Here is a 24,862-nt window from a genome sequence, read left to right as displayed (position 1 = left end):
TGACGATCTCCTGGACTCTCCTCGTTGAGACGCCCTGGAGGTAGGATTCGACGATTGCATTCACCAGAGCCTTCTCCACCCGGGCATACCGTCCAAAGACCTGTGTTTCGAACGGGAACTCCCGAAACTGCGGTTTCTGGAGGATTGTCTCCCCGTATCGGGTCTTGAGGGATCGGTCCTTGTAACCGTTTCGGTGAGCCTTCCGCGCATCGGTGCGTTCGTACTGGGCGGCTCCTGCCTGCTGGAGAGCTTCCTGGAGCATCACCTGGTTGAGGAACCAGGTGATGAGGGTCTTCATGCCGTTCTCATTATCGGAAAGATAATCTTCGATTAACGCTAAGGGATCCATGGCCCTGTTTCTCCTTTCTTCAAATCGAGGTTGGGTTCAGGGCCAAATCATTTTTACAGAAGATTCGTTACACTGTCGGTGCCAAAGCAGGTACGGAAGATTGCGGAGAGACTTGGACTGGATATATTCCCTAATATGTGAGGAGTTTGGGGTAGAGTATCCAACCCTGATCGCGGTAGCCTTTTTCCTGCACCGGGGTTCGCCGGGCGATGCCCGTCTTCTCGCTGAGGTGCTTATGAACTCAGTCGCCGTCGACCCCTTCTGACAGCAGACAGGATCGTCTGTGACTAGGGCTACTACTCATACAACAATTATGCGGTGTGTGTACTGGATTATTGTGCTGAAGACCGCTAAGATCTTGAAAGAAGAAAAAGGGATGGTTTCCCGTCCATCCCTGGCTGAAAGCCAGGGGAACTCTCACCTCCCGCAGGTAAATCTGTTCAGAGAAGCCCCAGGATACCGACGATGATCGCGATGACACCGATGATCGTCTGGAAGCCACCCAGCCACTTACCAAACTTCTCGAGGTAGACCCCGAGGGCTGGAATCACATGGAACACACCGGTCAGCAGGATGACCCCGACCAGGAAGGCAACTATGCCCTGCAGTGAGAAGATCTCCAGCAATCCAAGGATCATCATGATGATCCCTATGATGACCTGAAAACCGCCCAGGAATTTGCCCACCTTCTCAAGGACGCCCCCGAGAACAGGCAGGGCCCCTATAATTCCTGCACACAGAACCAGTCCACCAATTATGTTCATTATCGCGGTTATTGCCACAATTTCGCCTCCACTACACTTCTTTTCACGGTTCCTGTTACCAGTTCTATTATAAATACTATTCGGAACTATGCAGGGCACCCTACGAACCGCTGTCGGTGTGTAGTTCTGCATCCCTGCGGATCACCGACTTCCCCCATCACCGCCTCGATCCGATCAAGAATGTCATTAAGGAATACCTTTGTACCCTGGAAAGCTGTGATTCAGGTTGTCATTCTCCATCCTCCTGGAGTTTGATAAGGTTGTAAGACGTCCGCACCACCCAGATATCGTAATCAATGCTGTTCTGGAGCGACTTTTCAAGTGCAACAGGCAACCCTTTGATTTCACGGGTCTCTGCCCCGTCGATGCAAAAGATGCGGATGTCACCCATGGATCTCACTCCCGCAGATACCTCCCGCCGACCGGGACGAACCGTTCCGGTTTCTTCACCGCATCGTATCTTCTGATATCCTGGAGTTCAAGAGCCATCCAGGGTCGCTTCAAGGCCTCGCCCTTCCGGACGCGGCCACCCTGCCACCGTTCCTGGCTCTCGACGTAGGCCCTGGTCTCTTCAGGCGTCAGGAAGACCGCGTCCCCGAAGGTCTCAAAGAACGCGAACGGGTCGTCGTTTAAGACGATCCGCCTTATCCTGGCCTCGCCGACGTAGCCGGTATCTTCGTGGGACTGGTAGAAGACAAGTTTCATGCCGCTCCGGAGTTCTCTGTAGACGGTGGCGGGCTTGATGAAGACGGTCTTTCCCCCGGAGAAGAAACGGGACATCAGATGCTTTGGGACCGGGAAGGTGACGCCGGTTACATCGGACATTGTTCACGCCTCCTTTCCAGCGCGCCTGAGGATGAGGCGGTAGTCCTCTTCCGGGATCTCGCGCATCGCCACCCTGAGATGGCCTGACCACATCTTCTTGTTCGTGATAAATTTGAGGTCAGGGATCAGGGGTTTGAACTCAAGTGGTTCGTCAAAGATCGCTACAGGCCGAACCTTCATGCGGAAAGGGAAGACCTCGTTACCCATATGCCGCGGCGTGAGAAAGATGGGCGTTTCATCTTCGTAAGGGTCGGAAACGACCTCGTATGCTCCTGTTATCGCTGAGGGAAGAGCGGTCTCCCCTTCCTGCTCCCCTCGTACATACACAAGCATCTTATCGCCGGATTTTACCCGGTGCATGAGAGACCAGTTCCTCCTGGGAACTCCCCAGATATGCTTTTCCCTGACGACTTCCGCGTTGTCCCGATTGGAGGAGGCGATCCAGTAGGTCATACAAAGAAATTCAAATGTATCTATAAACACCTTTTGGAAAAAGTGGGTAATACTATCTCCGTGCGGTTATGCGGATCTCTCTCTGTGGGACGTAATCTGCTGTGGAGAATACATAAGAGGGTGTCACCGGTACGGAGTAGATTCCCCACTTATGTGGTATTTTCACGATTTGCCCAACCACCAGGCGGTCTTTACCCTGGAGGTGTCCACTCGTGAGGCAGACCGATTGGCCCTCCTGACCGCTCCCAGTATAGGGTGGGTGAACCAGGATTGACGAATGAGAGCACTCCAATGACATCACCCCCCATCCGCGATCTGGTCAACAGACATCTTCTGGTGAATGGGGGACACCGCTGATGGTGTTCATGGTTCTGTGTCGATAACACACTGCTTAACTGCATATTCTCCAGGAATCTATTACCGCTGGACCATCCAACAGAGCATATCTGGCCGAATTAATTCGGATCGGCACTCATATATAGTGAAATTACATCTCCGACAAATGTCGACCCATTTAATCCTTGTGAGCGCATATGGAATCGAGGACTTATACATGCCCGCTGCTGGAGAAGATACCAAATCCCTGATCGATGCCTGGAAGAAGACCACTGAGCAGGAACTCCTCAACACGCTCAAAGCGGATTATGGTTTTTCCCGGGCTCTCTCCCGCTCACCTGTACACCTCGTGCATCAACATAATAAAAACGCGGGTATTCCCTGAAATCGAGCCCTATCTCTGATTCCTCCGTGCTCCGGATGATCACACCGTTCTCATCAATGATGTAGGGGTCCATCCGGTACGGATCTCCGCGGGAACGGGCATATTCTGCCAGGAGCAGGTCGAAACCATCCCATCATCCGGTAGTTGAGGGTCTCGTCGAAGAGCCAGAGCCCCCTGTCCGACAGGGAGAGGGGCTGGATGATGTTCTCCTCGGTCAGATTCTACACCGCCTTCTCATTTTGGAGCAGGTTCTCCCGTGATTCAAGGTAGGAGAAGGTGGTGAGCCCGCCTCGAGGAGGAGCGCGATCATCACATAATGCGGATCTCCATACCGCGATGGGTACTGGTGCACCTGTCACACATGGATGAAGTATGGACCCGGACAATCGACACGTCCGGTCGTGCGGGCCGGGCAGGGTATTATCCGTATGTGATCCGAGATGGGGCAAGAAGGTGTCGATTGGGTGCGGTGACTCCGTCTGAGAGACACCCCCGCCCCGGGCGCACCGCCTGATCGGATCGGGTCACTCACTCTTTCGTATGAAAATGACCCCGATTTTCATCCGGTATGCCTGTAGCTCTAACGGGCATCATGTGGTTTTTTCCGGGCATTGTTCTCCAGCTCATAGAGGACCGGTGCGATCGTCCCCGAGTGGATGCACCGCTTGATGAGCCCGGCCAGCCGCTTGTTGTGACGGATATGTGCCATCTGGATCCCCGACAGAAACCCGAAGCAGAGCGATACAATCCCGATTGCAATGAATCCTGCAGCGTCCATGATCTCCCCCTCACGAAACCTCGCGCATCTCGTCCACCAGCGGTTCGAACGAGTTCTCCTCCTGACATCTCTCCGCCGCCCTGAAAAACCGCCTGTTGAAATAGACAGACATGATGTAATATCCCGCAATGAACCCGATGACAAAGTAAAGGATCACTGCGACAAGCCCCACGATGACGTCGTTCATGTTCAACCCCCTTCAGACAGTCTGTCTGTATCCATTTACTATTAAAAACCACACATTGAGACAGGCACCGGCGGGTGGCCGTCCCGGGTGCGATCTCCGGTCCCCCCACGAGAGGTATGGTCCTGGATCACTGGTCCGGAGGCTTCGATCCGTAACCCCCCGCCGACCACGATCTGCCGCCCGCCGTCGGTTCCCTCAGCCAACCGGAAATAGGCGGACTTGTGGCAGATCCCGTTGTACTCCGGTGTCATCCAGACGTAAGTCCACCCACCCTGACCTTTTCTCCAGGGCCTGGTGTACGATCCGGTCCCGGAAGGGCACACCGGTGATGTCGGTCTTCCCCCGCATGGTCACCCCGATGAGCCGGGGATTGTCGGCCTCGGCGACGATGGTCACCCCGGTGTCGTAGACAGATACATTACAGTGCCCGGTTCTCCCGATCCCAGCAGGAGTGCAACTGCGGCGATCGCGGAACATCGGGTCGAGGATGGACTGTGCGCCCGGATCGTTCTGCCGCAGACGGACCATCTCGAGGGCTTCCCGGACTTTCGGGTCCTGGTAGGGGTCTGGGGCCGGCTCCGTCGGTTCTTCCGTGTCCTCCTGAAGATGGCAGCCCATCTCCTCAAGGAACTGCTTGACGACCTGCGGGGGCATGTAGGGAATGAGCGGCGCCATGATGGACGCTCTCTGCATCCAAAGGTCCGGGCAAGGGGGCCGCCACCGGGGCCTGGCCGGTTCGGCCAGCCCGGATAATAAGGTTAAAATTCCTGGTGCTCCATGTAGTGTTATGCACACCCATTCGCCATGCATCTTCCTGGCGGTGGTGTTCGGATTGGTGCTGGTCTGCACCGCTCCGGCTGCCGGCCAGGCTGCATCCCATACCACGCTGCAGGTCTACACGGACGAGGAGGTGATCGGCCGGGTCGTCTCCCTCACCCCCGCGGAGGATATTGGTGCATATGCAGTCTCCATTACACGCGGAACGAGTGTCCAACCGGCGGCGGTCGGCGACAGGCTCTACCATAAGGATGTCATCACCATCCAGCGGGGTTCATTTGCCGAGATACAGCTGGTCGACCGGAGTGATGTGACCTCGCTCGGCGGAGGAAGTGGGGGGACCGCCGTCCTGCTTGAACGGGCCGGCGCCATCTCCGGGGCGACAGCGACCGCCAGCCCGCCCGGCCCCAGGACCGAGACCATCTATATCGACAGGGAAGAGGAAAACCCCTTTGACGTCGGCAGGATCACGTATGTTCAGGGAGGAGGCTACATCCAGAGGGATGCCCGGCTCATACCGGCGACTGTCGGTGAACAGCTGATGGTCGGTGACACCGTCTCCACTGAGGAGGGGTCCAGGGTGACAGTCCGGCTCAATAACCAGGAGACGAAAGAGGTCCGGGATGGCGGTCGCCTGATCATCGAGGAGAAGAGGGGGGTCACACCCCAGGGCCTCTTCGAACCGGTCATCTCGTTCTTCGGCGGGATCTGGGAGACGATTCGGGGGACGATCACGACTGTGGAGGGACTGATAGATACAGCCACGGCCGGGGTCAGGGGATAGCCGACAGAACCGGCCGGGGGCTCCCCGCCCCCCCGACATTTCCTCTCCGGTGGGAATCGGTAGCCGCCGTCACCTGGATGTGTGAACGGACCCCCGGGCCGATGGCGGATACAGGATGTCTGGTGAGCAAAATTGGGCCGCCTGTTGGCGATCCGTTCGTGGATGCGTGCGACGATCTTCCGGGCTTTCCTCCGTTCAGGAGTGCCCCTCTCTGCCTTCGAGAGTTTCCTCTGCGCCCTGGCGAGATCTTTCTCGTCGGTACGGAAGAACCTGGGGTTTTCAGTCATCTCCCCCGTTCGAGGGAGTGGCGAGACCGCCCGTTCCCAGGTCCCGCGGAGACGCCCCGAAGAATTCACCTGATATAATTGTGCTTCTGGAGCCAGTCTACCTGGGGCCTGATGTAGCGGTAGACGATATCGCACTTCTCGTCCTGGAAACTCCAAGGAACAACGATCAGGAGATCCCCCTCGCGGATCCAGAGCCTCTTCTTGATCTTACCCTTGATCCTCCCGGTGCGCGTGACCCCGTCCTCACATCGGACGCGGATATGGTTTGCCCCGAGCATCAACTCCGCCCGGCCAAAGATCTCCTGGTTCTTCTTCTTTGGCAACCTCACGCGTATGATCTCTTCACTCTCGTTCTTCTCGCTTCCTCGTGTATTACCTGTCAGTCAATCAACTCCATAACAGGCAGGGCCCATAGCCCCACCAGATTTTATCGGATCTTCCTTCCGACTTTTACATAATGGCCCCGCCAACCATAAAAGTATCCCCCTGAACCAGCCCTGTAACTGAACTCGAAGTGAATGCCGCAGACCGCCCCCCATATCTTTCTCCGAAGGTTAGTTAAGGTTAGAGGGTACATAACTGTCGAGGATCTTTGAATGGAAAGCAACAAGCTGTACGTCGGCAACCTCACCTATTCGGTAAACAAAGAGCAGTTAAAAGAGCTATTCAGTCAGTACGGAACGGTGAACGACGTCAGAGTCATCGAGCGTAAAGGCTTCGGATTCGTCGAGATGTCAACCTCCAAAGAGGCTGAAGAAGCAAAAGAAGCCCTGAACAATACAGTATTCGAAGGCCGCACCCTGAAGATCGATGAAGCACGGCCCCAGAGGCCGCGAAGCGACTTCCGGCGCTACTGAAGAACCAGAGAACAATATCTCCCAATTTTGAGAGAGCGGGTCTCTAAAGACCCTCGCTCTCGATTTATCGGTCCGCCCGACCGCGTCACCACCCGTGGTAATAGACCGCACGGCAAAAATCCCCGGATGCCCGTCTCCTGGCCCTGAAACCTTACAATATCCATCCGGATCGAAAATTTCCCCGGCGAGCGAAGTGTATATTTTTTAATACCTGGAGATGTTAAACACCTTCTGAGGCTTGCAATGGAGATACATGTGGACAAGGACGCGTGCGTCGGGTGCGGACTCTGCGTAAAAGACTGCCCCATGCACGTGTACGAACTCCAGAACAACGTCAGCGTCGCAGTCAGGCCGAACAACTGTATGGGGTGCCTCTCCTGCCACGAGATCTGCCCCGCTCAGGCGCTTGAACATCGCGGAATCTACGCTGCAAAGCGACACTACATCGACATCCACGTATGTGAGATGCTCAAAAAGGTGATCTGATGACTGCAGGCTATGTCGACGAGATGCACGAAGCCTTCCAGACGGATCTGGTCTACCGTTCCGAGGACGTCCCTCTGGAATGCTCACCTAAACCAAAAGACCTTGAACAGACTCTACACGGTCTGATGAAACTCAACGGGCTCGTGATCAGGTCACTCGAAGAGATCGCTGGCAGGGGGGCAAACGCCGTCACCTACCGTGCCGGAAAGAAGTTCGGTCATGAGGTCGCCCAGTACTTCCAGAAACGAGACGACGTCGAAGGAGCGCTCCACGAGCTCTCCGACCTGCTCCGGGGACAGTACTCCTTCGAGGTCTGGAAACCCGAAGACAAAGACTCCTACATCATCGAAGAGAACGGCGAGACTTTCATCTACCTCGTCTTCCACGACTGCATCGTCCGTCAGACGCTCCGGCGCAACGGTCTTGACCAGGGCGGCCCGCTCTGCCAGACCCTATTTGGCTACGTCGTCGGCGCGATCGAGGAGATCACCGGCAGAAAGGCCAAACTGGAGATCGTCCACACCGGCCCGAACGCCTGCCTTAAGAAACTGGTCCTGAAGTGAGGCGATGAGCGTGAAGATTGCTATCGAAGAACTGGCAGGATGTTCGGGCTGCACGATCGCGGTGTTGGACCTCCACGAGGTATTGCTCGACGTTGTTGATAAGGCCGAGATCGTCTACTCCCCGGTGATCATGGACGTCAAGGAACCTCCTGAGGGCATCGATATCGCGTTTGTGACAGGAGCCGTCCGCAACGCCGAGAACCAGGAACGCCTGGAGAAGATCCGGAGACGTGCAAAGACCCTCGTCGCGCTCGGAACCTGTGCCTGTTACGGCGGCATATCGGGTCTCTCGATGCTGCACCCAAACGATGAGATCTTCTCATACGTCTACCGGGAGGCAGAGACCGTGAAACCCGACGGCGTCATCCCGACGGACGTGCCTCCGTTCCTCTACCGGGCTTTTGCGGTTGGCGACCTCACAAAGATCGACTACTACATCACGGGCTGCCCGCCAAAAGAGATCTACCTCAAACAGATCATCCCCGCGCTGGTCTCCGGAGACAAACTCGAACTCTCGCGCAAATCCGTCTGTGCCGATTGCGACAGGAAGATGGGGCCGGTCGATAACTGGAGACTCAAACGCCGTTACGAGGGCGTCCCCGACCGCGAACACTGCCTGCTCGGGCAGGGTTACCTCTGTCTCGGGAGCGTCACCTTCGGAAGATGCGCCGCCGCCTGCCCGAAGAACAACGTCCCCTGTCACGGTTGCAACGGCCCGTCTCTGGACATCCTGCGCGAACCCTGCCGCGACATCTACAGCATGATGGTGCGGAGGATCGCCGATCTCACCGGTAAGCCCGAGAAAGAGGTGGAGAAAGAACTCTACGACATCGCGCACACAATGTACCCATTCACCATCGGTAGCCTGATCATGGAGGACAAAGAGGTCTCAAAGATCCGGGACCTGGTAAAGGAGAGGAGCAGATGAAAGAGATCACGATCAACCCGGTGACCCGGATCGAGGGTCATGCAGACGTCAGGGTCTACCTCAACGACCGCGGTGAAGTCGACTCAGCCCATTTCCAGGTAGTCGAACTGAGAGGGTTTGAGAAGTTCCTCAGCGGGGCTGCAATCGAGGAAGCACCACGGATAACGCCACGTATATGCGGGATCTGCCCGACCTCGCACCATCTCGCGGCGGCAAAAGCCACCGACCAGATCTTCGGTGTCGAACCCCCCGCCACAGGAAAGAAACTCCGCGAACTCCTCAACCTCGGACAGTACATCCACTCCCACTCCCTGCACTTCTTCATGCTCGCGGCCCCCGACTTCATCCTGGGTCACGAGTGCCCGCCGGAGACCCGTAACGTCATCGGCCTCGCCCATCACTCTCCTGACCTTGCAAAGAAGGCGATCGCGGTCAGGAAGTTCGGCCAGCGGTTGACGGAGGCGATCGGCGGCAAACCCATCCACCCCTCAAACGCCCTCCCCGGCGGGATGTCGGCACCCTTAACCGAGGCAAAGAGGGCCGAACTGGCCACCATGGCTGGTGAAGCGCTCGGGATCGCTCTTGAAGGCTGGGAGATCGCGCGGACGCTCCTCGACGGTGTCGACACTGAGTTCGGCGCCGTCAGGACGGGGTTCATGGGGATGACCAATCACGGTGTCTACTCAACATCCGAAGGGCCTGTTGCGGTGCTAAACCCCGAGGGAGGAAGGATCGGATCGTTCACCGGAGCGGATTACACAAAGTTTATCGAGGAGTACTCAGAGGACTGGTCATACCTGAAGTTCGTCCGGCTCAAGGGCGGTGAGAACTACCGTGTCGGGCCGCTTGCCAGGCTGAACATCGTGGAGAGGATGGGCACGGAGCACGCGGACGCCGCGCTTGCGGAGTATCGCGAGCGGTTCGGATCAGTCTCACAGGCAGCGCTCGCCTACAACCTGGCACGCTACGTCGAGTTCATCGCCTCGTGCGAACGGGCGGTAAAACTCCTCTCCGATAAGGACATAACCGGGTCAGATATCCGGACACCCGCAGGAGAGGTTGTGAACCGGCGCGGTGTCGGTATAATTGAGGCCCCGCGGGGAACGCTCATCCACGACTACACCGTCAACGATGCCGGAATCATTGAACGGTGCAACCTGATCGTGGCGACCTGCCAGAACAACTACGCCATAGACCGCGGGGTGGAAGATGTCGCCCGCCGGGTTGTGGAGAACGGGGCGCTGAGCGATGGTGCGGCCAACCAGATCGAGATGGTCATAAGGGCGTACGACCCCTGTATCTCATGTGCCACGCACGCGATCGGGAAGATGCCTATGAAGATTGAGGTTATCAGAAAGTTTTGAGGTGATTTAAAGTATGGAAAGCATGTTAAAACAGATCCTGGGGGAGTTCCTTAAGCTTGATGGGGTTACCGCCGCCGTCGTGGCGGGACGGGACGGTTTTGTGATCGAGAGCGTTGTTGCCGGTGATGTGGATGTTGAGGCCCTGGGCGCCATGGCATCGACGGGCATGGGTACCTCCGAGGCTATGAGCAACGAACTCGGGAAAGGGGAGATGCACCAGATGCTTGTCGAACTTGAGAACGGCCCGATTCTGCTCTCACCGCTCTCAGAGGATGAGTTGATCGCCATAGTGGCGAACGCGAACGTAAACGTCGGGAGAATCCGCTACGAACTGAAGAAGAACAAGGACAGGATAATAGCCGCTCTGTGAGACGATGCTCCCGGACGGCATCTCACTCGGTAGACTGCAGGGGCCGCTCTCGACCCTTGCATCGGTCAGCCCTCATTTCACCGGGGCGCTGAGGATCACGGAGAAGGGCGGTGGAACCGGTTTTGTCCTGCTTGAGGACGGAAAGCCTTACGGCGCCGCCTTTGAGGATACCGGCGGGGGTATCCTGCTCAGCGGAGATGGCGCCTACAGGTACCTCCTTGAGCGCCCGTCGCTGGTCTACGAGCTCATCGCGTATACCGCCGAAGAGACGCGGGTGGCCCGGGAAGCCTCGATCGAGAGGGGGTGCATTGTCACCGGGGTTGAGACAGCGCCCCCATCCCCGGAGATGGCTGCTCTCCAGCAGATCGCGCGGCAGCCGGGCGTTGTTGCGGTCTCGCTCTTCCATGATGGGTTTGCCATCCAGTCGGTCGGCTCGGCGGACTTTGAGAAGGTGGCCGCGGTCGCCGAGGACCTTCTCCGTGCCGGAAGCCATATCACCGCCGATATGGAGATGGGCGGTCTCTCCCAGGTAATCCTCGAGACCCCCCGGGGGAAGTTCATAATCGCGCCCTACAACGATCTCTACATCTGCATACTTGCAGAACCCGACGCCAGCCTGGGTTTGATCCGGCTCTCGATAAGTGGGATGGTGGAGAACCGCGGGTAAAAACCGGATCTTTGATAAACCTCTCTGACGGAGCAGGTTTATGGATCCTCAGATCGGAACCGGGGGCGTATCCCCCACCTCTATTTTATTCGGTCAACAGCAGGGGGTGTTCTCTCCTTGAAGTATTATCCCGTTCATTCCGGCTACCCCTCGTATACCGGTGTGAACCGGGTGATCGAGGCGGCCTTTGCCGAGCACGGGAGGGGCAACGTCCAGATGCCACCCAAGGTCTACGTGACCTTCGGTAAGACCGGAGACTTCAGGACGATGCCGGCCTACCTCCCGGCGGCCGGGATAGCCGGGGTGAAGATAGTTAACGTCCACCCCGAGAATCGGATTCATGGGCTTCCAACGGTCATGGCGCTGACGGTGATCATCGATGTGGATACCGGGCTCCCGAAGGCGTTGATCAACGCCACCGACCTGACCGCGCTTCGAACGGGGGCGGGAGGTGCCGTGGCTGCACGATACCTCTCTCCCCGACAGTCTACCCTCACCCTCGGGCTCGTTGGTGCCGGACGGCAGGCGGAGGCGCAGGTTGAGGCGATGGCCGCCGCCTTCACGATCGAGGAGGTGAGGGTCTGGAGCCGGAACGAAAAGACCGCTGCGGCGTTTGCCGCGCGGTATGCCGACTACAGCGCCCGCCCTGTCTCGATCGAGCGCGCCTGCGACTGTGACGTGCTCGTCACTACAACACCATCGAGAGAGCCTCTCGTTATGGAAGAATGGGTCCATGAAGGGACGCACATCAACGCTATCGGTGCAGATGCCCCCGGGAAACAGGAACTCGACCCCGCGATCCTCCTGAGGGCCGAGGTCTTCGTAGACGAGCGCGAACAGGCTATCCACTCAGGGGAGGTCAACGTCCCGATCAGCACCGGGTTGTATGACCCTGCAATGATCGCGGGAACCCTGGGCGAGGTGGTCATAGGGAAGAAGGGGCGGTCGTCCCCGGATGCGGTCACAGTCTTTGACTCAACGGGGCTTGCCATCCAGGATCTCGCCATAGCATCGCTTGTCCTGGAGGATGGTGAAGGCTACGAACTGCCGTTCCCCTGATCTCAGTCTTTTTCCGCAGGATTCTCAGAAAAAAAAGTAGCGGGAAGGTGGGTGGGCGGGCTTCCCCTCACTCATCTTCACGTTTGCTTGCTTGCGCAAACTCCTTCCAGACCTGCTCGCGGTGGACCGGGCCGCTGTTGTATGTACAGAACGGGATCAGGCGACCGTCGGGAGTTGCGTAGTGGATACAGCACCGCTCCACCCTGGAGAGGTCGTAGTTGTATCTGTCCATGAAGTGCATCATACCGATGAAGAGGGCGTTCCAGTGGAAGTCGCGCAGTGCCTCGAAGTTCTGCAGCACGAGCGCCTTCGTTATAAGTTTCATCAACTCCCCGGTGTTCTTGTATTCCGCCTTCCTGGTGGAGGTGTAGACATCCTTGACACCCTCAACAAGGGTCACGTACTTGTTGAGCGACCCGCCCTTTGCAAGCCTTGTCGCCATCTTCTCGACCGACTCAAAGAACGCATCGACATCCACCATCCTGTTTATCGGGATCATACCCTCATCGGTGACAAAGACGTATGTCGCCGCACCGCAGTGCTGGTGGGTGGTGAACCTGATCTGGGGTTTGCCTGTGTATGCCTCGACGAGATCGGAGATCGGGACGACGCAGGGCACGGGGTAGAAGAAGTCCTTCTTGATGACACCGTCCGTCTGCTCCTCGATCCGCTCCGAAAGTTCCGGGATGGTGATCCGCTCTTTCCTTACATCATCCTCGCTTGCGGCCCCCGTGAACGCCACAGGCTGAAAGTTTACGCCCCGAATGGTTTTGAAATGGTCGGCAGCGTATTTGATGATAGCGCCAGCCTCGTGATCGTTCCTGCCCTTTATGATCGTCGGGACCAGCACAACGCCCATCCCGATCTTCTCACAGTTCTCGACGGCACGCAGATCGCTTCCAAGTTTGGTGTTCGTCTCGCGGGTTAAGCCGTCGAAGTGGAGGTAGACCGTCGAGAGTCCTGCTTCCTTCAGTTCCCGGACGTAGTCGGCGTCCTGCGCCAGTCGAATCCCGTTTGTAGCGACCTGCACCTGGGAGATCCCGAACTCTTTTGCCACGCGGATGATGTCGGGCAGGTCGTCTCTCAGCGTCGGCTCTCCGCCGGAAAACTGGACGGCAGGAGCCGGAACAGGTTTCTCCTCACGCAGCAGTCGCAGCATTCCTACTACCTGCTCGAAGGTTGGTTCGTAGACGAACCCACACGCTCTGGCGTTCGCGAAACAGAAATCACAGTTCAGGTTACACCGGTTCGTCAGATCGATGTTTGCAAGCAGAGTAGTCGACCGGTGGTTTGAGCAGAGACCGCAATCGTTTGGGCATCCTGTCGCTGAGGGGGTTTTCTGCGGGTTTAAAACGCCGTTCCCGACACTCTCGTAGGCGTCGAACCGCCGGTACATCTCTGCGTCCGACCAGTAGAGCCCACGATATAAACCATGTTCAGGGCAGGTGCGGACCAGCCAGATCTGCCCCTCCTCTTCGACGACATCGGCGTCGAGCACACGACCGCATGTCGGGCAGAGGCTTTTTGTCTTCTTCACAAGCATTCTCTCACCGTGCCCACTCATTTTATCGTATCTCATACTTCGACACTTTAATCTTTATATTTACTGATTGTACAACACATTGACACTTATCCCACCTGATATCGGCTACTGGATCTTCTCTGCGGTTGCAGCACTCTGGGTCATGCTGCCGGCATACGTGCCGAACTCGGCGGCTGCAGTCTTCGGCGGCGGGACGCCCATCGACCTTGGCAGGAAGTTCTCCGACGGGAGGAGGATCTTTGGCGACGGAAAGACCTACCGCGGGTTCTTAGGGGGTGTTCTCTCAGGAGTGGCGGTGGGTCTGGTCCAGATCCTGGCAGCCTTCACGTTCGGTCTCGATATGCTCCCCAGACATACGATCCTCTCGGTCTTCCTGCTTGCGACCGGCGCACTGCTGGGGGATCTCGTCAAGAGTTTCTTCAAGCGCAGGCTTGGGAAAGCGCGGGGCGAATCCTGGCTCATTGCCGACCAGTACGACCTCGTTGTCGGGTCGCTGCTCCTCGTCCTCCTGGTGTATCCGGGGTGGCTGGTGGAGAATATAACGCTCCCGATCCTTGTCTGGATAATCCTGCTGACGCCGCTCTTGCACCGTGTGGTGAACATTATCGGGTATTACATCGGAGTTAAAGAGGTGCCATGGTGAACCGGATCGCGAGACTGTTGCTTGAGAGCGGGGCAATCGAGTCTGGAGACTTTCTCCTGGCCTCAGGTGCCCGGAGTTCCTACTACATCGATATCAAGACCGCAACCACAAACCCCGCCATACTTGCGGAGATCGGAAAGGCCATCGCCGGTGGCTGGGATTTCGAGGTGGTTGCCGGGGTGGCGGTCGGCGGCGTTCCGATCGCCGTCGCCGTATCGCTTGCAGGCGGCCGGCCTTACGCGATCATCCGGAAAGAGGCAAAGGATCACGGAAAGTCGGGCAGGATCATCGGCGACGTGAACGGGAAGGATGTGTTGCTGGTCGAGGACGTGACAACCTCGGGTGGGAGCGCCATTTACGGTATCGAGGCGCTCCGGGCCGCAGGCGCCCATGTCGACCGCGTGGTGACCGTCGTCGATCGGGAGGCGGGTGCTCGCGAGGCGCTCGCGGAGATGGGGGTCTCGCTCCAGGCTCTGGTGCGGGTCAGTGACCTGCTGGATGGATAAAGCATTTTTAAGTGCGGGTGAATATGATGGATATGAAACTGCTCGTTGTAGGCGGTGGTGGCAGGGAGCATGCGATCACCAGGGCGCTTTCCTGCAACAGTGATGTGAGTATATTTTCTGTTATGGCCCACAGCAACCCGGGGATTGCCAGGCTTGCAGAGCGGGTGCTCCTTGAGAAAGAGACAAATATCCAGAAGATACTGCCGTTTGCCACCAGATGCGGGGTCGACGCCGCGATCATCGGCCCGGAGGCGCCCCTCGAAGCTGGGATCGTCGATCACTTTGAGTCTGCAGGGATACCCTGTGTGGGGCCGACCCGTGCTGCCGCAAGGATCGAGACGGATAAGGCGTTCTGCCGCCGGTTGATGGAGCGGCACGGGATCGAGGGTTGCCCGGACTACAGGGTCTGCAACGATCCGGAAGAGGCGCGCCGGTTCATCGAGTCCTACGACGGAGATCTTGCCATCAAGCCCATCGGGCTCACCGGGGGAAAGGGTGTAAGGATCATGGGGGAGCATCTTGACGTGCAGGGGGCGATCGATTACGTCCGGCATCTGGGAGGAAACGTTGTTCTGGAGGAGCGGCTTATCGGCGAGGAGTTCACACTCCAGGCGTTCGTCGATGGCGAGCATCTGGTGCCGATGCCGCTTGTCCAGGATCATAAACGGGCATACGAGGGCGACGTCGGGCCAAACACCGGCGGTATGGGGTCATACTCGCTCCAGGACCACATGCTCCCGTTCGTCTCGTGGTCGGATTACGAGAGGGCTCTCGGGATCATGCAGGATACGGTCGCGGCGATGCGTGCTGAAGGCACACCCTATCGGGGGATCCTGTATGGTCAGTTCATGAACACCCGTGACGGCCCGAAGGTTATCGAGTTCAACGCCAGGTTCGGGGACCCCGAAGCGATGAACGTCCTCTCCATTCTGGAGTCGGACTTCACAGAGATTGTCCGCCGGATCACCGAGGGCAGCCTCTCACCATCAGATGTCCGGTTTGCAAAGAAGGCGACGGTCTGCAAGTACGTTGTCCCGGAGGGTTACCCGGAGGCGCCGAGGACGGGTGAACCGATCGTGGTCGGTGATTATGGCGATGCCCTGCTCTACTACGCAAACGTGGAGGAGAGGGAGGGGAGACTCTATACCCGGACATCGAGAACGCTTGCGTTTGTCGGGTTGGGAGAGTGCCTGGAGAAGGCCGAGGCGATAGCCGAGAGGGCAGCATCATCCGTCTCGGGCCGCGTCTTCCACCGCAGGGATATCGGCACCGGAGAGAGCCTGGAGAAGCGGTGCCGCCACATGAGGGAGATTGCATGAAGAAGGATTTTCTATCGATCCTCGATTTAGATAGCGACGAACTCGAGGGTATCATCGCCGACGCGATGCGTCTCAAAAGGCTGAAGTCGGAAGGGGTTGCGCACGAGTATCTGCGGGGAAAGAGTCTGGGGATGATCTTTGAGAAGCCCTCAACCCGCACACGGGTCTCGTTTGAGGTCGGCATGTCCGACCTTGGCGGGCATGCGCTCTTTCTGAACCCCCAGGATATACAGCTTGGCCGGGGTGAGGAGATCAGGGACACGGCCCGGGTGCTCTCCCGCTACCTCGACGCGGTGATGGTCCGTGCCTACTCTCATGCCACAATCGAGGAGTTCGCCCGCTACTCCACCATCCCGATCATAAACGGTCTATCCGACCGGCTGCACCCCTGCCAGGTTCTTGCCGATATTATGACCCTCCGCGAGCGGTTCGGCGATCTCCGCGACCTGAAACTCGCCTGGATAGGCGATGGCAACAACGTCTGCAACTCCTGGATCCTGTCCACCCCTCTGACAGGGATGGAGGTTGTGGTTGCAAGCCCGCCGCGCTACCGGCCGGCGGCCGGGGTCGTCGAGCGGGCCAGGGCGGCCGGCGGCCGGGTCACCATAGTCACTGACCCGGCGGAGGCTGTCCGCGAGGCGGACGTCCTCTACACGGATATATGGGTCTCGATGGGGAATGAAGACGAGCGCGCTGAACGGTTGCAGGCGTTCCAGGGTTACACGATCGATTCCCGTCTTCTGGAACTGGCGGTGCCCGGGGCTCCTGTGATGCACTGTCTCCCCGCTCACCGGGGCGAGGAGATCGCCGACGAGGTTCTGGAAGGCCCCCGGAGCATCGTCTGGGACCAGGCCGAGAACAGGCTCCACGCGCAGAAGGCGCTGCTTGTGAGGCTGATCAGGGGCGAGATGCCATCGGAGGAGTGAGGTATATCGCTCTATCTGTGGCTCGCCCGGATGGGACGGGTTTCTGGCCCTGAAGATGGGGGTATTATGGGGGACGTTCCTCATCTCACCCCCGGATCCTCTCCCGGGGTAGGAGATCTCCGGTCTGGTGTATAATCGTTGTTTGGGGCCCTCGTCGGCAGATGGGGGGCGTGTAACCTCAAAAAGCCTGCTATTTTGCCGTTCACTGCTGCATGAAATTGACTCCTTGCGGCACACCCGCCCGGGCATTTGCTCCGTTTTTCCTGCCCCTGGGCTCCATACGGTCAGATGGAAAGATATATGCAGGGAGGCGGGAAAAACGACTATTATGTGTGCCCGCTTTCTGGAGCGACTTTTAAAACCCACACCACATATTGTCCAGAGTCCGCCTCCGCCCTCGATCATGCACGGAGCGGGTGCGGGCGTTCCCGAGTACCGCGTTAAACCCTACTTCATCGTGGCGTCGGTTGAGATGGGCAACACCACAACGAAGTGTATCCTTACCGGCACAAACCTGGAGACAGGCAGGACGTATATCATCAACAAGACCGTGACCATGAGTCGGGATGTTCGGCCTCCAAAACCGGGTGAGACCATCTTCGGGGAGACGCTGGACGGCACGAAACTGACGCGAGAGTCGGTTACAGACCTTGTGCGCGACACCCTCCTCCAGAGCCACAAAGAGGCTCGCCTGAGCATCAAGGACGACCTGGACTTTGTCGTGCGGAGCACCGGGGTTGTGGCTGCGATGGACTCTCCCGACCAGGTCGGGGACTTTGTTATCGCCCTGGCAAACGGTTGTCTCGCAGCGGGTGTCCCTCCCCGGAAGATGACGCCACCTATGTCGATCGAGAACCTCCCCCCGAAACTCCGGGCATACTCGTTTGCTGACAGGGTGGTCTTTGTCGGTGCGGTGGCCGGAGTCCTGCCGCCGCTTGGGTCTACCGGCGTCGAGATGGTGGCAAACGAGATGGAGGGTGAGCTTGCGATGGCGGGTATCAAAGAGGGTGCCAAGTGGACGCCGGTCGATTTCCGGAACCCATGCATCTCCATTGATTTCGGGACGACGCTTGATGGTCGGATCACAAGCGATGTAGCCCGCGACGACCCGAACCCGTTTGCGCGGACGATCGGGAACTTCTGTGGGCTGGCTGGGGCGGTACCGGATGCAATCGTCCGGGGCACCGGGCTTGTGGAGGGTCGGACGGGGACTGCTCTTGACCTCTTTGGTGACCACAGTGTCACGGCTTCGTTTGGCGGCAGGAAACGGTCGATCGTCGATGAATACGTCGACCGGTGCCACGAGCATATCGATATCCGGATCGTCCCTCCTGACCGGAGAAAGTTTGGTCGGGTCCCGGTCTGTGCCGATATTGCCGAGAAGTCTGGTATTGCTCTTATCGGGTGTGATGTGGGCGAGAACGGCAGCGATATCCCGGCGCTCGGGGAGATCGGGCGCGAGATCCACGAGAAACATGGCATCGGGATGCTGAACGAGGTGATCGATCGCGTCTGCGCCAGGATGGCGCTCCGTCTGGTCGACGTCGCCATTGAGAGGGGGATGGTCCCGCCGAACTCTTCGATCGGGTTCACCGGGCGGGCAGCGATCTCGGGGCGAAAACCCGAGTACATCCTTGAGGGTATAATGGAGCGGGGACTCTACGAGACCCCGAACGACCATCTGGTCTTTGTCGATGACGGTCTTGCTCGCGGAGCGGCACTGATGGCGCGGTGCATGAACTCGCTCGGGAAGCCGAAAGAACCGCTTGGTGGGGTGCGTGGGGGGCCATGCATTATGTCCCGCCGGATAAAAATAGGGAAGTGAACCAATGGCTGAAGAAGAGCAACAGGAACAACTCTATGATCTGATCGTTCCTCCGGGCGTGCCCCGTAAGATGATCTACGATGTTGTTGAGAAGTTTGATGTCGAGGTTGTCCAGCGGCAGGAGAGGTTGTCGTTTGCGAACATGGAGGGGGACGCACGTGACCTGCTTGCGTTCCGTGGGAGGAAAGAGGTTGTGGAGGAGGTCCAGGACTACCTCCTTGCGAGATTGAGAGAGTTTGTCGGGGAGTAATCCCTCTTTCCGGTGCTTTTTTGAACCGATATGCCGCTCTCAGGTCTCCTGCTGGAGTGTGTGGCAGGTTGTTGATCTCTGAAGACCCCGGTTGTTGCAGATCCGCCGGGGGATGATCTGTTTTATAGCCATCTCCAGAACTACCTGGATCTTTAGCCTAATTTTGCCGTTAGATTTTCACTTCAAGGCTCAAAAATCGCTCCCATTACAAGAGCACACTTGCTATGGGGCCTGATATTAGATCCTGGTAGTTTAAAACCAGAAACACGTGGGAGACTCTGGAGAAGACCCATGCACGGCCATCCCGGATCTATCGCGGCCGTGGAGTTTGGGATGGTCGGTGAATACTGTTCGACCTGAGATGCAGGAGACGGGGGCGATTATCCGTGGATGCTGTGTCAGGGGGGTATCTCCAGATTTACGGTGAGACCCGCCGTCCACGGCAATCCGGGCCAATCTCCGATCACTGCCCGCCCCCGAGGGGGCGGGAGGAGGCGCGGGTGTTCAACTCCCTGCCTGAAACTAGAGCGTTCTGGTGACACGCTGCGACAGGGGCCGGGGATGTTCCATCCCCCTCTCCGTCAGCCTCCCGGAGGTGATTCTCCATGGATACGGTGCCAGGGAAGGTATCTCTTCGGATCGTCTCGCTAACGCCCTCCTGACACGGCCATGGGGCCAATAACCCCGCACTGCCCCCGCCACCGAGGTGGAGAAAGCAAACCTTTGCTTTATGTGGAGTTACTGAACCGTGGTGCCCCGGAGCAGAACATCTGCCGCAATGCCCCCATAGGTGCGGGTAAGGTCTCGCAAAGTGAGTTTAAGCAGTCTATTTACGAGAATTGTGCTGGTATTTCTGAATAATTGTAAAAATACCGCTGTTGTGAGTGTACCCTGGCAGGGGTGACCATTATACCTGGCGTTAACCGGAAGACGAAGACTCGAAAGGTGGCTGAATGGTGAGATCTGGAGGAGGTTATCTGTTTTAGTCGGTGGTGGAGGGGGGTTTATCGCAAGCGGGAAGAATCGCAGGTCGGTGTGGTAAGGAACTTCGCTCGATCTCCGGGTGAACGTATTCTCGTCGACCCCCGGGATGCGGACAGGCGGTCCAGGACGTTTATGGAGTTCTTTTCGGGAGAGGCTTTCGGCTGATGCCCGTGAAGTGGTTGCATCATTGTCTATTGTCGTATCTCTTATATACCTGGAGCACGGATAAACCGACTGCCTGACGAATGCCCGCGGCGCTTCACCGCGCCCGTTTACATTTCAGGCAGGAGGTGGAACCCATATGGTTGCGCTTTCAGGTGAGATTAAGGAGTTATTTAACCGAACAAAAGTTATGCCACTTGCCACTGCCTCAAAGAGCGGTGTTCCCAACGTGGCGCCGGTGGCATCGATGCGACTCGTCGCCGACGATACCATCTGGATCATGGACAACTACATGCAAAAGACCCTCAAAAACCTCCAGGAGAACCCTATTGCCGCCCTCTCCTTCTACGATCCAGAGACCAAACGCTGCTTCCAGGTCAAGGGCAGCACAGAGATCAGAACATCAGGCCCCGATTACGAGAAGTTCCGGGACTGGATGAGATCAAAGAGTGATAAATACCCGGCAAAATCGCTCGTCGTTATGAAGATCACCGACGTCTTTGAGTGCACGCCGGGAAAAGACGCGGGGAAGAAGGTGCTGTAGGCACCCTCCCTCATTGCTTCTTCAGGTTTTTGAGCAGGCGTGCCTGCAGACCAAAGTAGTTAGAGAACCCAACGGCGTGGGTCTGGTCAAGCGTCGTCGAGTCAAAGGATACAAGGTCGCTGGAGTATAGCGCCGCATCCGACCTGCGGCCGAGCACCGTGGCGCTGCCCTTATAGAGCCCCACGTCCACCGTGCCGTTGAGGCGTTCCTGTGTTTTATCGATGAACGCCGTCAGCGCATGGAAGAGGGGTTCGTGCACAAGCCCCATGTAGGCGAGTTCCGACCATTTATCGTCGACGATCCGCTTGAACGCTATCTCCGATCGGGTCAGCACAAGGTGTTCGAGGTCGCTATGTGCGGTGAGGAGGACGGTGGCGGCGGGGTGCTCGTATATCTCGCGGGCCTTCAGCCCCAGGATCCGGTCCTCGATCATGTCGTTTCGGCCGACACCGTTCCTACCGGCTATCCGGTTCAGTTCACGGATCAGGTCGAGTCCTGCAAGCCTATCTCCATTGAGGGCGACCGGGACACCCTCCTCGAACTCGATACTGATCTCTTCCCTCGCGTCAGGGGCATCCTTCGGGGACACCGTCCAGGCGTAGATATCCTCCGGCGGGTGGAAGGCCGGGTCTTCCAGTCTACCGCCCTCGATGCTCCTGCTCCAGCAGTTCTCATCGATGCTGTATGGTTTGTCCTTTGCCGCGGAGACGGGGATGCCGTGGTCCCGGGCGTAGGCGATCTCCCACTCCCGGGTCAGGTTCATCTCCCGCATCGGTGCGATGATATCGTAGCCTGCGGCCCTGAAGACGAAGTCAAACCGGAGCTGGTCGTTTCCTTTTCCGGTACAGCCGTGCGCGACCTTTGACGCTCCCTCCTTCTCTGCAATCTTCACAATCTCTGTGGCGATCAGAGGCCTGGCGAGCGCTGTGCCCATGGGGTAGCCCTCGTACGAACCGTTTGCTCTGATCGAGGGGAAGATGCAGTCCGATACGAATTTCTCCTTTGCATCGATGGTGTAGTGCTTATCCGCAAGCATCCGCCCTTTCTCTGTTGCACGTGCGATCTCTTCGGGGGGCTGGCCCACGTCGACCGCGACGGTAATGATCTCTTCGAAACCGTAATGTTCGCGAAGCAGGGGGATACAGATGGAGGTGTCGAGGCCTCCTGAAAACGCCAGAACGACTTTTCCCTTCTCCATGGTGGTGGTCTCCGTCTGATAGACTCTATTGAATGATCTACATGGTTATGGGTTCTCAGCCAATAAAAGAAGCGGTAATGACCGGGGAGCAGCGACCTGCTGGTTTTCGCAGGGTTCTGGCGTTTGCCAGGTGGTGGTCGGAAATCCCGGATCCTGGAAGAATGAACTGTATGGAGTGATTAAACAGCAAAATTCTGGTAAATCTCAGGATAGCTGACAGAGATATCTGCTAGTGGTGAAAACGCTCTGGAGCGTCCTAAAAATCAAAATTCAAGAGTAAAATAAAGATTTTTTAGAACCCGAAATTATAAACCAGATGAAATAGAAATCGTGAACCTGGAGGGTGTCCATCATTTTTGAGCAGGTATCAGAAGAAGAGACAGGATCAGTGGAACCGATAATCCGTGTCAGGAACCTGACCAAGGTATTCGGGCATGATCCAGAAAAAGCCCTGGAACTTTATCGTGCGGGGCGCTCAAAACAGGAGATCTTCGAAGAGACCGGTTCGACGGTGGCTCTCATCGATATCTCGTTTGAAGTCAGCCGTGGTGAGATATTTGTTCTGATGGGACTATCCGGGAGCGGGAAATCGACGCTCCTGCGGTGCATCAACCGGATCATCGAGCCCACAGCGGGCGAGATATGGATCGACGGTAAAGATATCGTCCGGATTGACAATGATGAGCTTCGTGAGATCAGGAGACGCAAACTGGGCATGATCTTCCAGAACTTCGCACTCCTGCCGCACCGGACGGTTCTTGACAATGTCGCCTTCGGACTCGAGATCCAGGGCGTTCCCGTGGAGGAACGGCACAGTAAGGCCAGAGATATGCTCCAGATGGTGGGGCTTGGTGGTTACGAGGAGAGCATGCCGGATGAACTGTCGGGAGGGATGAAACAGCGGGTCGGGCTTGCCCGTGCGCTCACAAGCGACCCGGACATCCTCCTGATGGACGAGGCTTTCAGCGCGCTCGATCCCCTGATCCGCAGGGACATGCAGGACGAACTCCTTGAACTTCAGCAGCGGCTCGGCAAGACGATCATCTTTGTCACACATGATCTCGATGAGGCCCTGAAACTGGGTGACAGGATAGCGCTGATGAAGGATGGTGCGATCGTCCAGATAGGCACTCCGGAGGGGATCCTGAACAGCCCTGAGAACGAGTATGTGGAGAAGTTTGTCGCAGATGTCGACCTGACCAGGGTTCTCACAGCAGGCGACGTTATGCGGCGGCCCGAACCCGTCGCCCAGTGGACGGCGGGGCCACGGGTTGCGTTACACCTGATGGAGGAGCACGATATATCCTGCATCTTTGTGGTCAGCCGTCAGCGCATCCTCCGCGGCAGGGTGACACTTGACGATACGGTAGAGGCTGTAAAGAGAGGGAAGCAACTTGGGGATATTCTCATCACCGATGTTCCGAAGGTGACGACCACCACGCCCCTGAGTGATATCATCTCGCTTGTCGTTGAGAACCCATACCCTGTTGCAGTGGTGGACGATGCGGGGAGGCTCGTGGGCAGCATATCTCGCGGAGCCATCCTTGCTGCTCTGGCGCGAAAGGGGGTGGATACGAATGCAACTGCCTAAACTGCCTCTGGGCTACGCCGTCGAGGTGCTGGTGGACTGGATCGAGCACTACTTCGGCTGGCTGCTTGACGCTATCAGTGCGGTGCTCAGGTTCCTGATCGGGGGTTTGCAGGATCTACTGCTCGCCATACCGGCACCCGTTCTGATACTTATTGCGGCCGTGCTGGTCTGGTTTGTCACCAGGCGCGACATAAAACTGGCGGCACTCACCGCAATCGGGCTTATCCTGGTCTGGGATCTCAACCTCTGGAACCTCTCCATGCTGACGCTGGCGCTTGTTCTGGTCTCGACGATAGTCGCGCTGGTGCTCTCGATCCCTCTCGGGATCGCGGCTGCAAGGAGCGATACCTTGAACTCCGCGCTAAGGCCGATCCTGGACTTTATGCAGACCATGCCCTCGTTTGTCTATCTCATTCCTGCTGTGATCTTCTTTGGTCTTGGAAACGTGCCGGGTGCCATCGCAACGGTTGTGTTTGCGATGCCACCGGCGCTGCGTCTCACCAATCTCGGGATCAGACAGGTTCCGACCGAGTTGATCGAGGTTGCGGACGCTTTTGGATCCACGCCCTGGCAGAAACTTCTCAAGGTGCAGGTCCCTGTTGCGCTCCCAACGATCATGGCGGGGGTTAACCAGTGTATCATGCTCTCTCTCTCCATGACCGTCATTGCATCGATGATCGGCGCAGGAGGGCTTGGTTACCAGGTGCTTGTTGGGATCCAGCGGGTGGATATCGGTATGGGGTTTGAGGCCGGGCTGGCCATAGTGATCATCGCGATCATCCTCGATCGGATCACCCAGAACCTGGTGCCGCAACGTGGTGAGAGGGTGTAAGCAGAGATCGAAAAGCCCGTTTTACCCCGCAAATTTTCTTTTCTCGCTGTGTTTCTGGCTATGCCGGGATGAGGGTTAGGTCTGTGCCGCAGGAGCGGTTTAAAGGCCGGTCACACCTCGAAACCCGGTTTTAAAAACGCCCCGTTTTTAAAAAGGAATCAGTAAAACTTAAATAAGGTGTTCTTCATAATCTGAAGCGGTCAACTACTGGCCGTTTTGCTGTGGGGTGCAAAAGCGCCAGGAGTGGCGCATACTGCCACCTCTGCTCTATGCCGGGATCGTTGATCCTGGATGGTTGGGAAAACCCGGAACCCCACACA

Annotated in this window: 31 protein-coding genes and 1 pseudogene; 19 read left to right on the top strand and 13 right to left on the bottom strand. The window is 57.5% G+C overall.

The window, feature by feature from the left end:
• On the bottom strand, positions 1 to 349 hold a 349-nt coding region (locus QMC91_RS06890; protein ID WP_300237079.1), incomplete at its 3' end, for a transposase.
• Between the two features lie 112 nt (positions 350 to 461).
• On the opposite strand from QMC91_RS06890, the gene QMC91_RS06885 reads away from it, so the two are divergent.
• A complete protein-coding gene (locus QMC91_RS06885) occupies positions 462 to 614 on the top strand; it encodes a hypothetical protein (RefSeq protein WP_300237077.1) in 153 nt (50 codons plus the stop codon).
• A 175-nt stretch (positions 615 to 789) separates the two neighbouring features.
• On the opposite strand, the gene QMC91_RS06880 is transcribed toward QMC91_RS06885, so the two are convergent.
• From QMC91_RS06880 to QMC91_RS06845, 8 genes are all read right to left on the bottom strand, one after another.
• The gene (locus QMC91_RS06880) at positions 790 to 1,131 is read right to left on the bottom strand and encodes a hypothetical protein (protein ID WP_300237075.1); all 342 of its coding nucleotides are present in this window, start codon (positions 1,129 to 1,131) and stop codon (positions 790 to 792) included.
• 211 nt (positions 1,132 to 1,342) lie between these two features.
• Positions 1,343 to 1,504, bottom strand: a complete 162-nt coding sequence (locus tag QMC91_RS06875) for a hypothetical protein (RefSeq protein ID WP_300237074.1) — start codon at positions 1,502 to 1,504, stop codon at positions 1,343 to 1,345.
• A gap of 5 nt (positions 1,505 to 1,509) precedes the next feature.
• On the bottom strand, positions 1,510 to 1,938 hold the full coding sequence (locus tag QMC91_RS06870; protein WP_300237072.1) for a DUF365 domain-containing protein: 429 nt from the start codon (positions 1,936 to 1,938) through the stop codon (positions 1,510 to 1,512).
• A 3-nt stretch (positions 1,939 to 1,941) separates the two neighbouring features.
• Positions 1,942 to 2,391: an EVE domain-containing protein gene (locus tag QMC91_RS06865; protein WP_300237070.1), complete on the bottom strand. Its 450-nt coding sequence runs from the start codon at positions 2,389 to 2,391 to the stop codon at positions 1,942 to 1,944.
• 632 nt (positions 2,392 to 3,023) lie between these two features.
• Positions 3,024 to 3,185 (bottom strand): hypothetical protein, encoded by a 162-nt coding sequence (locus QMC91_RS06860; protein WP_300237068.1) that lies wholly within the window; start codon positions 3,183 to 3,185, stop codon positions 3,024 to 3,026.
• 507 nt (positions 3,186 to 3,692) lie between these two features.
• A complete protein-coding gene (locus QMC91_RS06855) occupies positions 3,693 to 3,890 on the bottom strand; it encodes a hypothetical protein (RefSeq protein WP_300237066.1) in 198 nt (65 codons plus the stop codon).
• 10 nt (positions 3,891 to 3,900) lie between these two features.
• Positions 3,901 to 4,077 carry a hypothetical protein gene (locus tag QMC91_RS06850; protein WP_300237064.1) on the bottom strand — a complete coding sequence of 59 codons (177 nt, stop codon included), beginning with the start codon at positions 4,075 to 4,077 and terminating at the stop codon, positions 3,901 to 3,903.
• Between the two features lie 195 nt (positions 4,078 to 4,272).
• On the bottom strand, positions 4,273 to 4,752 hold the full coding sequence (locus QMC91_RS06845; protein WP_300237062.1) for a hypothetical protein: 480 nt from the start codon (positions 4,750 to 4,752) through the stop codon (positions 4,273 to 4,275).
• Between the two features lie 112 nt (positions 4,753 to 4,864).
• On the opposite strand from QMC91_RS06845, the gene QMC91_RS06840 reads away from it, so the two are divergent.
• Positions 4,865 to 5,638 (top strand): hypothetical protein, encoded by a 774-nt coding sequence (locus tag QMC91_RS06840; protein WP_300237060.1) that lies wholly within the window; start codon positions 4,865 to 4,867, stop codon positions 5,636 to 5,638.
• A 125-nt stretch (positions 5,639 to 5,763) separates the two neighbouring features.
• Here the strand turns inward: QMC91_RS06840 and QMC91_RS10005 are convergent.
• Positions 5,764 to 5,925, bottom strand: a pseudogene (locus QMC91_RS10005) (transposase); the annotation flags it as partial.
• 65 nt (positions 5,926 to 5,990) lie between these two features.
• On the bottom strand, positions 5,991 to 6,308 hold the full coding sequence (gene eif1A / locus QMC91_RS06835; RefSeq protein WP_300237086.1) for a translation initiation factor eIF-1A: 318 nt from the start codon (positions 6,306 to 6,308) through the stop codon (positions 5,991 to 5,993).
• Positions 6,309 to 6,521: 213 nt separating this feature from the next.
• Between eif1A and QMC91_RS06830 the strand changes: the two genes are divergently transcribed.
• From QMC91_RS06830 to QMC91_RS06795, 8 genes are all read left to right on the top strand, one after another.
• Positions 6,522 to 6,782: an RNA-binding protein gene (locus QMC91_RS06830; protein ID WP_300237058.1), complete on the top strand. Its 261-nt coding sequence runs from the start codon at positions 6,522 to 6,524 to the stop codon at positions 6,780 to 6,782.
• A gap of 243 nt (positions 6,783 to 7,025) precedes the next feature.
• Positions 7,026 to 7,268 (top strand): 4Fe-4S binding protein, encoded by a 243-nt coding sequence (locus tag QMC91_RS06825; RefSeq protein WP_214023239.1) that lies wholly within the window; start codon positions 7,026 to 7,028, stop codon positions 7,266 to 7,268.
• Positions 7,268 to 7,831 (top strand): hydrocarbon binding protein (contains V4R domain), encoded by a 564-nt coding sequence (locus QMC91_RS06820; RefSeq protein ID WP_300237046.1) that lies wholly within the window; start codon positions 7,268 to 7,270, stop codon positions 7,829 to 7,831. The genes QMC91_RS06825 and QMC91_RS06820 overlap by 1 nt, the downstream gene beginning before the upstream one ends.
• 4 nt (positions 7,832 to 7,835) lie before the next feature.
• Positions 7,836 to 8,759 carry a F420-nonreducing hydrogenase gene (locus QMC91_RS06815; RefSeq protein ID WP_300237044.1) on the top strand — a complete coding sequence of 308 codons (924 nt, stop codon included), beginning with the start codon at positions 7,836 to 7,838 and terminating at the stop codon, positions 8,757 to 8,759.
• On the top strand, positions 8,756 to 10,123 hold the full coding sequence (locus tag QMC91_RS06810; RefSeq protein WP_300237042.1) for a Ni/Fe hydrogenase subunit alpha: 1,368 nt from the start codon (positions 8,756 to 8,758) through the stop codon (positions 10,121 to 10,123). The genes QMC91_RS06815 and QMC91_RS06810 overlap by 4 nt, the downstream gene beginning before the upstream one ends.
• A 22-nt stretch (positions 10,124 to 10,145) precedes the next feature.
• The gene (locus QMC91_RS06805; protein WP_214023246.1) at positions 10,146 to 10,493 is read left to right on the top strand and encodes a roadblock/LC7 domain-containing protein; all 348 of its coding nucleotides are present in this window, start codon (positions 10,146 to 10,148) and stop codon (positions 10,491 to 10,493) included.
• A gap of 4 nt (positions 10,494 to 10,497) precedes the next feature.
• On the top strand, positions 10,498 to 11,160 hold the full coding sequence (locus tag QMC91_RS06800) for a roadblock/LC7 domain-containing protein (RefSeq protein ID WP_300237038.1): 663 nt from the start codon (positions 10,498 to 10,500) through the stop codon (positions 11,158 to 11,160).
• Positions 11,161 to 11,277: 117 nt separating this feature from the next.
• On the top strand, positions 11,278 to 12,219 hold the full coding sequence (locus QMC91_RS06795) for an NAD(P)-binding domain-containing protein (protein ID WP_300237036.1): 942 nt from the start codon (positions 11,278 to 11,280) through the stop codon (positions 12,217 to 12,219).
• A gap of 67 nt (positions 12,220 to 12,286) precedes the next feature.
• Here QMC91_RS06795 and tes read toward each other — a convergent pair whose 3' ends face one another.
• Positions 12,287 to 13,762, bottom strand: a complete 1,476-nt coding sequence (gene tes / locus QMC91_RS06790; RefSeq protein WP_300237084.1) for a tetraether lipid synthase Tes — start codon at positions 13,760 to 13,762, stop codon at positions 12,287 to 12,289.
• A gap of 142 nt (positions 13,763 to 13,904) precedes the next feature.
• Between tes and QMC91_RS06785 the strand changes: the two genes are divergently transcribed.
• The 7 genes from QMC91_RS06785 to QMC91_RS06755 all read left to right on the top strand — a co-directional run bounded on the left by QMC91_RS06785 (position 13,905) and on the right by QMC91_RS06755 (position 20,921).
• Positions 13,905 to 14,405: a CDP-2,3-bis-(O-geranylgeranyl)-sn-glycerol synthase gene (locus QMC91_RS06785; RefSeq protein ID WP_300237082.1), complete on the top strand. Its 501-nt coding sequence runs from the start codon at positions 13,905 to 13,907 to the stop codon at positions 14,403 to 14,405.
• Positions 14,399 to 14,911 (top strand): orotate phosphoribosyltransferase, encoded by a 513-nt coding sequence (gene pyrE, locus QMC91_RS06780; RefSeq protein ID WP_300237034.1) that lies wholly within the window; start codon positions 14,399 to 14,401, stop codon positions 14,909 to 14,911. Before QMC91_RS06785 ends, pyrE begins: the two co-directional genes overlap by 7 nt.
• 26 nt (positions 14,912 to 14,937) lie before the next feature.
• Positions 14,938 to 16,230: a phosphoribosylamine--glycine ligase gene (purD, locus tag QMC91_RS06775; RefSeq protein WP_300237081.1), complete on the top strand. Its 1,293-nt coding sequence runs from the start codon at positions 14,938 to 14,940 to the stop codon at positions 16,228 to 16,230.
• Positions 16,227 to 17,156: an ornithine carbamoyltransferase gene (gene argF, locus QMC91_RS06770; protein WP_300237032.1), complete on the top strand. Its 930-nt coding sequence runs from the start codon at positions 16,227 to 16,229 to the stop codon at positions 17,154 to 17,156. Before purD ends, argF begins: the two co-directional genes overlap by 4 nt.
• Positions 17,157 to 17,484: 328 nt before the next feature.
• Positions 17,485 to 18,981, top strand: a complete 1,497-nt coding sequence (locus QMC91_RS06765; protein WP_300237030.1) for a methanogenesis marker 14 protein — start codon at positions 17,485 to 17,487, stop codon at positions 18,979 to 18,981.
• Between the two features lie 4 nt (positions 18,982 to 18,985).
• Positions 18,986 to 19,231, top strand: coding sequence for a hypothetical protein (locus QMC91_RS06760; RefSeq protein ID WP_300237028.1), 246 nt, complete (start codon positions 18,986 to 18,988; stop codon positions 19,229 to 19,231).
• Between the two features lie 1,285 nt (positions 19,232 to 20,516).
• On the top strand, positions 20,517 to 20,921 hold the full coding sequence (locus tag QMC91_RS06755) for a pyridoxamine 5'-phosphate oxidase family protein (RefSeq protein ID WP_300237026.1): 405 nt from the start codon (positions 20,517 to 20,519) through the stop codon (positions 20,919 to 20,921).
• Positions 20,922 to 20,931: 10 nt separating this feature from the next.
• On the opposite strand, the gene QMC91_RS06750 is transcribed toward QMC91_RS06755, so the two are convergent.
• Positions 20,932 to 22,119, bottom strand: a complete 1,188-nt coding sequence (locus QMC91_RS06750) for an argininosuccinate synthase (RefSeq protein ID WP_300237024.1) — start codon at positions 22,117 to 22,119, stop codon at positions 20,932 to 20,934.
• Between the two features lie 388 nt (positions 22,120 to 22,507).
• On the opposite strand from QMC91_RS06750, the gene QMC91_RS06745 reads away from it, so the two are divergent.
• Both QMC91_RS06745 and QMC91_RS06740 read left to right on the top strand, forming a co-directional pair.
• Positions 22,508 to 23,710 (top strand): glycine betaine/L-proline ABC transporter ATP-binding protein, encoded by a 1,203-nt coding sequence (locus tag QMC91_RS06745; RefSeq protein ID WP_300237022.1) that lies wholly within the window; start codon positions 22,508 to 22,510, stop codon positions 23,708 to 23,710.
• Positions 23,697 to 24,542, top strand: coding sequence for a proline/glycine betaine ABC transporter permease (locus QMC91_RS06740; protein ID WP_300237020.1), 846 nt, complete (start codon positions 23,697 to 23,699; stop codon positions 24,540 to 24,542). Before QMC91_RS06745 ends, QMC91_RS06740 begins: the two co-directional genes overlap by 14 nt.
• The last annotated feature ends 320 nt before the right edge of the window (positions 24,543 to 24,862 follow it).

This window comes from Methanoculleus sp. (assembly GCF_030019085.1).
Taxonomy (GTDB): domain Archaea; phylum Halobacteriota; class Methanomicrobia; order Methanomicrobiales; family Methanoculleaceae; genus Methanoculleus.
This window is presented reverse-complemented; position numbering and strand designations above follow the sequence as displayed.

Bases quoted from the DNA above. Each gene is read 5' to 3' on its own strand.
- QMC91_RS06875 (WP_300237074.1), bottom strand. From the start codon at position 1,504: ATGGGTGACATCCGCATCTTTTGCATCGACGGGGCAGAGACCCGTGAA.
- QMC91_RS06870 (WP_300237072.1), bottom strand. From the start codon at position 1,938: ATGTCCGATGTAACCGGCGTCACCTTCCCGGTCCCAAAGCATCTGATG.
- QMC91_RS06865 (WP_300237070.1), bottom strand. From the start codon at position 2,391: ATGACCTACTGGATCGCCTCCTCCAATCGGGACAACGCGGAAGTCGTC.
- QMC91_RS06860 (WP_300237068.1), bottom strand. From the start codon at position 3,185: ATGGACCCCTACATCATTGATGAGAACGGTGTGATCATCCGGAGCACG.
- QMC91_RS06855 (WP_300237066.1), bottom strand. From the start codon at position 3,890: ATGGACGCTGCAGGATTCATTGCAATCGGGATTGTATCGCTCTGCTTC.
- QMC91_RS06850 (WP_300237064.1), bottom strand. From the start codon at position 4,077: ATGAACGACGTCATCGTGGGGCTTGTCGCAGTGATCCTTTACTTTGTC.
- QMC91_RS06845 (WP_300237062.1), bottom strand. From the start codon at position 4,752: ATGGCGCCGCTCATTCCCTACATGCCCCCGCAGGTCGTCAAGCAGTTC.
- QMC91_RS06840 (WP_300237060.1), top strand. From the start codon at position 4,865: ATGCACACCCATTCGCCATGCATCTTCCTGGCGGTGGTGTTCGGATTG.
- QMC91_RS06830 (WP_300237058.1), top strand. From the start codon at position 6,522: ATGGAAAGCAACAAGCTGTACGTCGGCAACCTCACCTATTCGGTAAAC.
- QMC91_RS06825 (WP_214023239.1), top strand. From the start codon at position 7,026: ATGGAGATACATGTGGACAAGGACGCGTGCGTCGGGTGCGGACTCTGC.
- QMC91_RS06820 (WP_300237046.1), top strand. From the start codon at position 7,268: ATGACTGCAGGCTATGTCGACGAGATGCACGAAGCCTTCCAGACGGAT.
- QMC91_RS06815 (WP_300237044.1), top strand. From the start codon at position 7,836: ATGAGCGTGAAGATTGCTATCGAAGAACTGGCAGGATGTTCGGGCTGC.
- QMC91_RS06810 (WP_300237042.1), top strand. From the start codon at position 8,756: ATGAAAGAGATCACGATCAACCCGGTGACCCGGATCGAGGGTCATGCA.
- QMC91_RS06805 (WP_214023246.1), top strand. From the start codon at position 10,146: ATGTTAAAACAGATCCTGGGGGAGTTCCTTAAGCTTGATGGGGTTACC.
- QMC91_RS06800 (WP_300237038.1), top strand. From the start codon at position 10,498: ATGCTCCCGGACGGCATCTCACTCGGTAGACTGCAGGGGCCGCTCTCG.
- tes (WP_300237084.1), bottom strand. From the start codon at position 13,762: ATGCTTGTGAAGAAGACAAAAAGCCTCTGCCCGACATGCGGTCGTGTG.
- QMC91_RS06785 (WP_300237082.1), top strand. From the start codon at position 13,905: ATGCTGCCGGCATACGTGCCGAACTCGGCGGCTGCAGTCTTCGGCGGC.
- pyrE (WP_300237034.1), top strand. From the start codon at position 14,399: ATGGTGAACCGGATCGCGAGACTGTTGCTTGAGAGCGGGGCAATCGAG.
- purD (WP_300237081.1), top strand. From the start codon at position 14,938: ATGGATATGAAACTGCTCGTTGTAGGCGGTGGTGGCAGGGAGCATGCG.
- argF (WP_300237032.1), top strand. From the start codon at position 16,227: ATGAAGAAGGATTTTCTATCGATCCTCGATTTAGATAGCGACGAACTC.
- QMC91_RS06765 (WP_300237030.1), top strand. From the start codon at position 17,485: ATGTGTGCCCGCTTTCTGGAGCGACTTTTAAAACCCACACCACATATT.
- QMC91_RS06760 (WP_300237028.1), top strand. From the start codon at position 18,986: ATGGCTGAAGAAGAGCAACAGGAACAACTCTATGATCTGATCGTTCCT.
- QMC91_RS06755 (WP_300237026.1), top strand. From the start codon at position 20,517: ATGGTTGCGCTTTCAGGTGAGATTAAGGAGTTATTTAACCGAACAAAA.
- QMC91_RS06750 (WP_300237024.1), bottom strand. From the start codon at position 22,119: ATGGAGAAGGGAAAAGTCGTTCTGGCGTTTTCAGGAGGCCTCGACACC.
- QMC91_RS06740 (WP_300237020.1), top strand. From the start codon at position 23,697: ATGCAACTGCCTAAACTGCCTCTGGGCTACGCCGTCGAGGTGCTGGTG.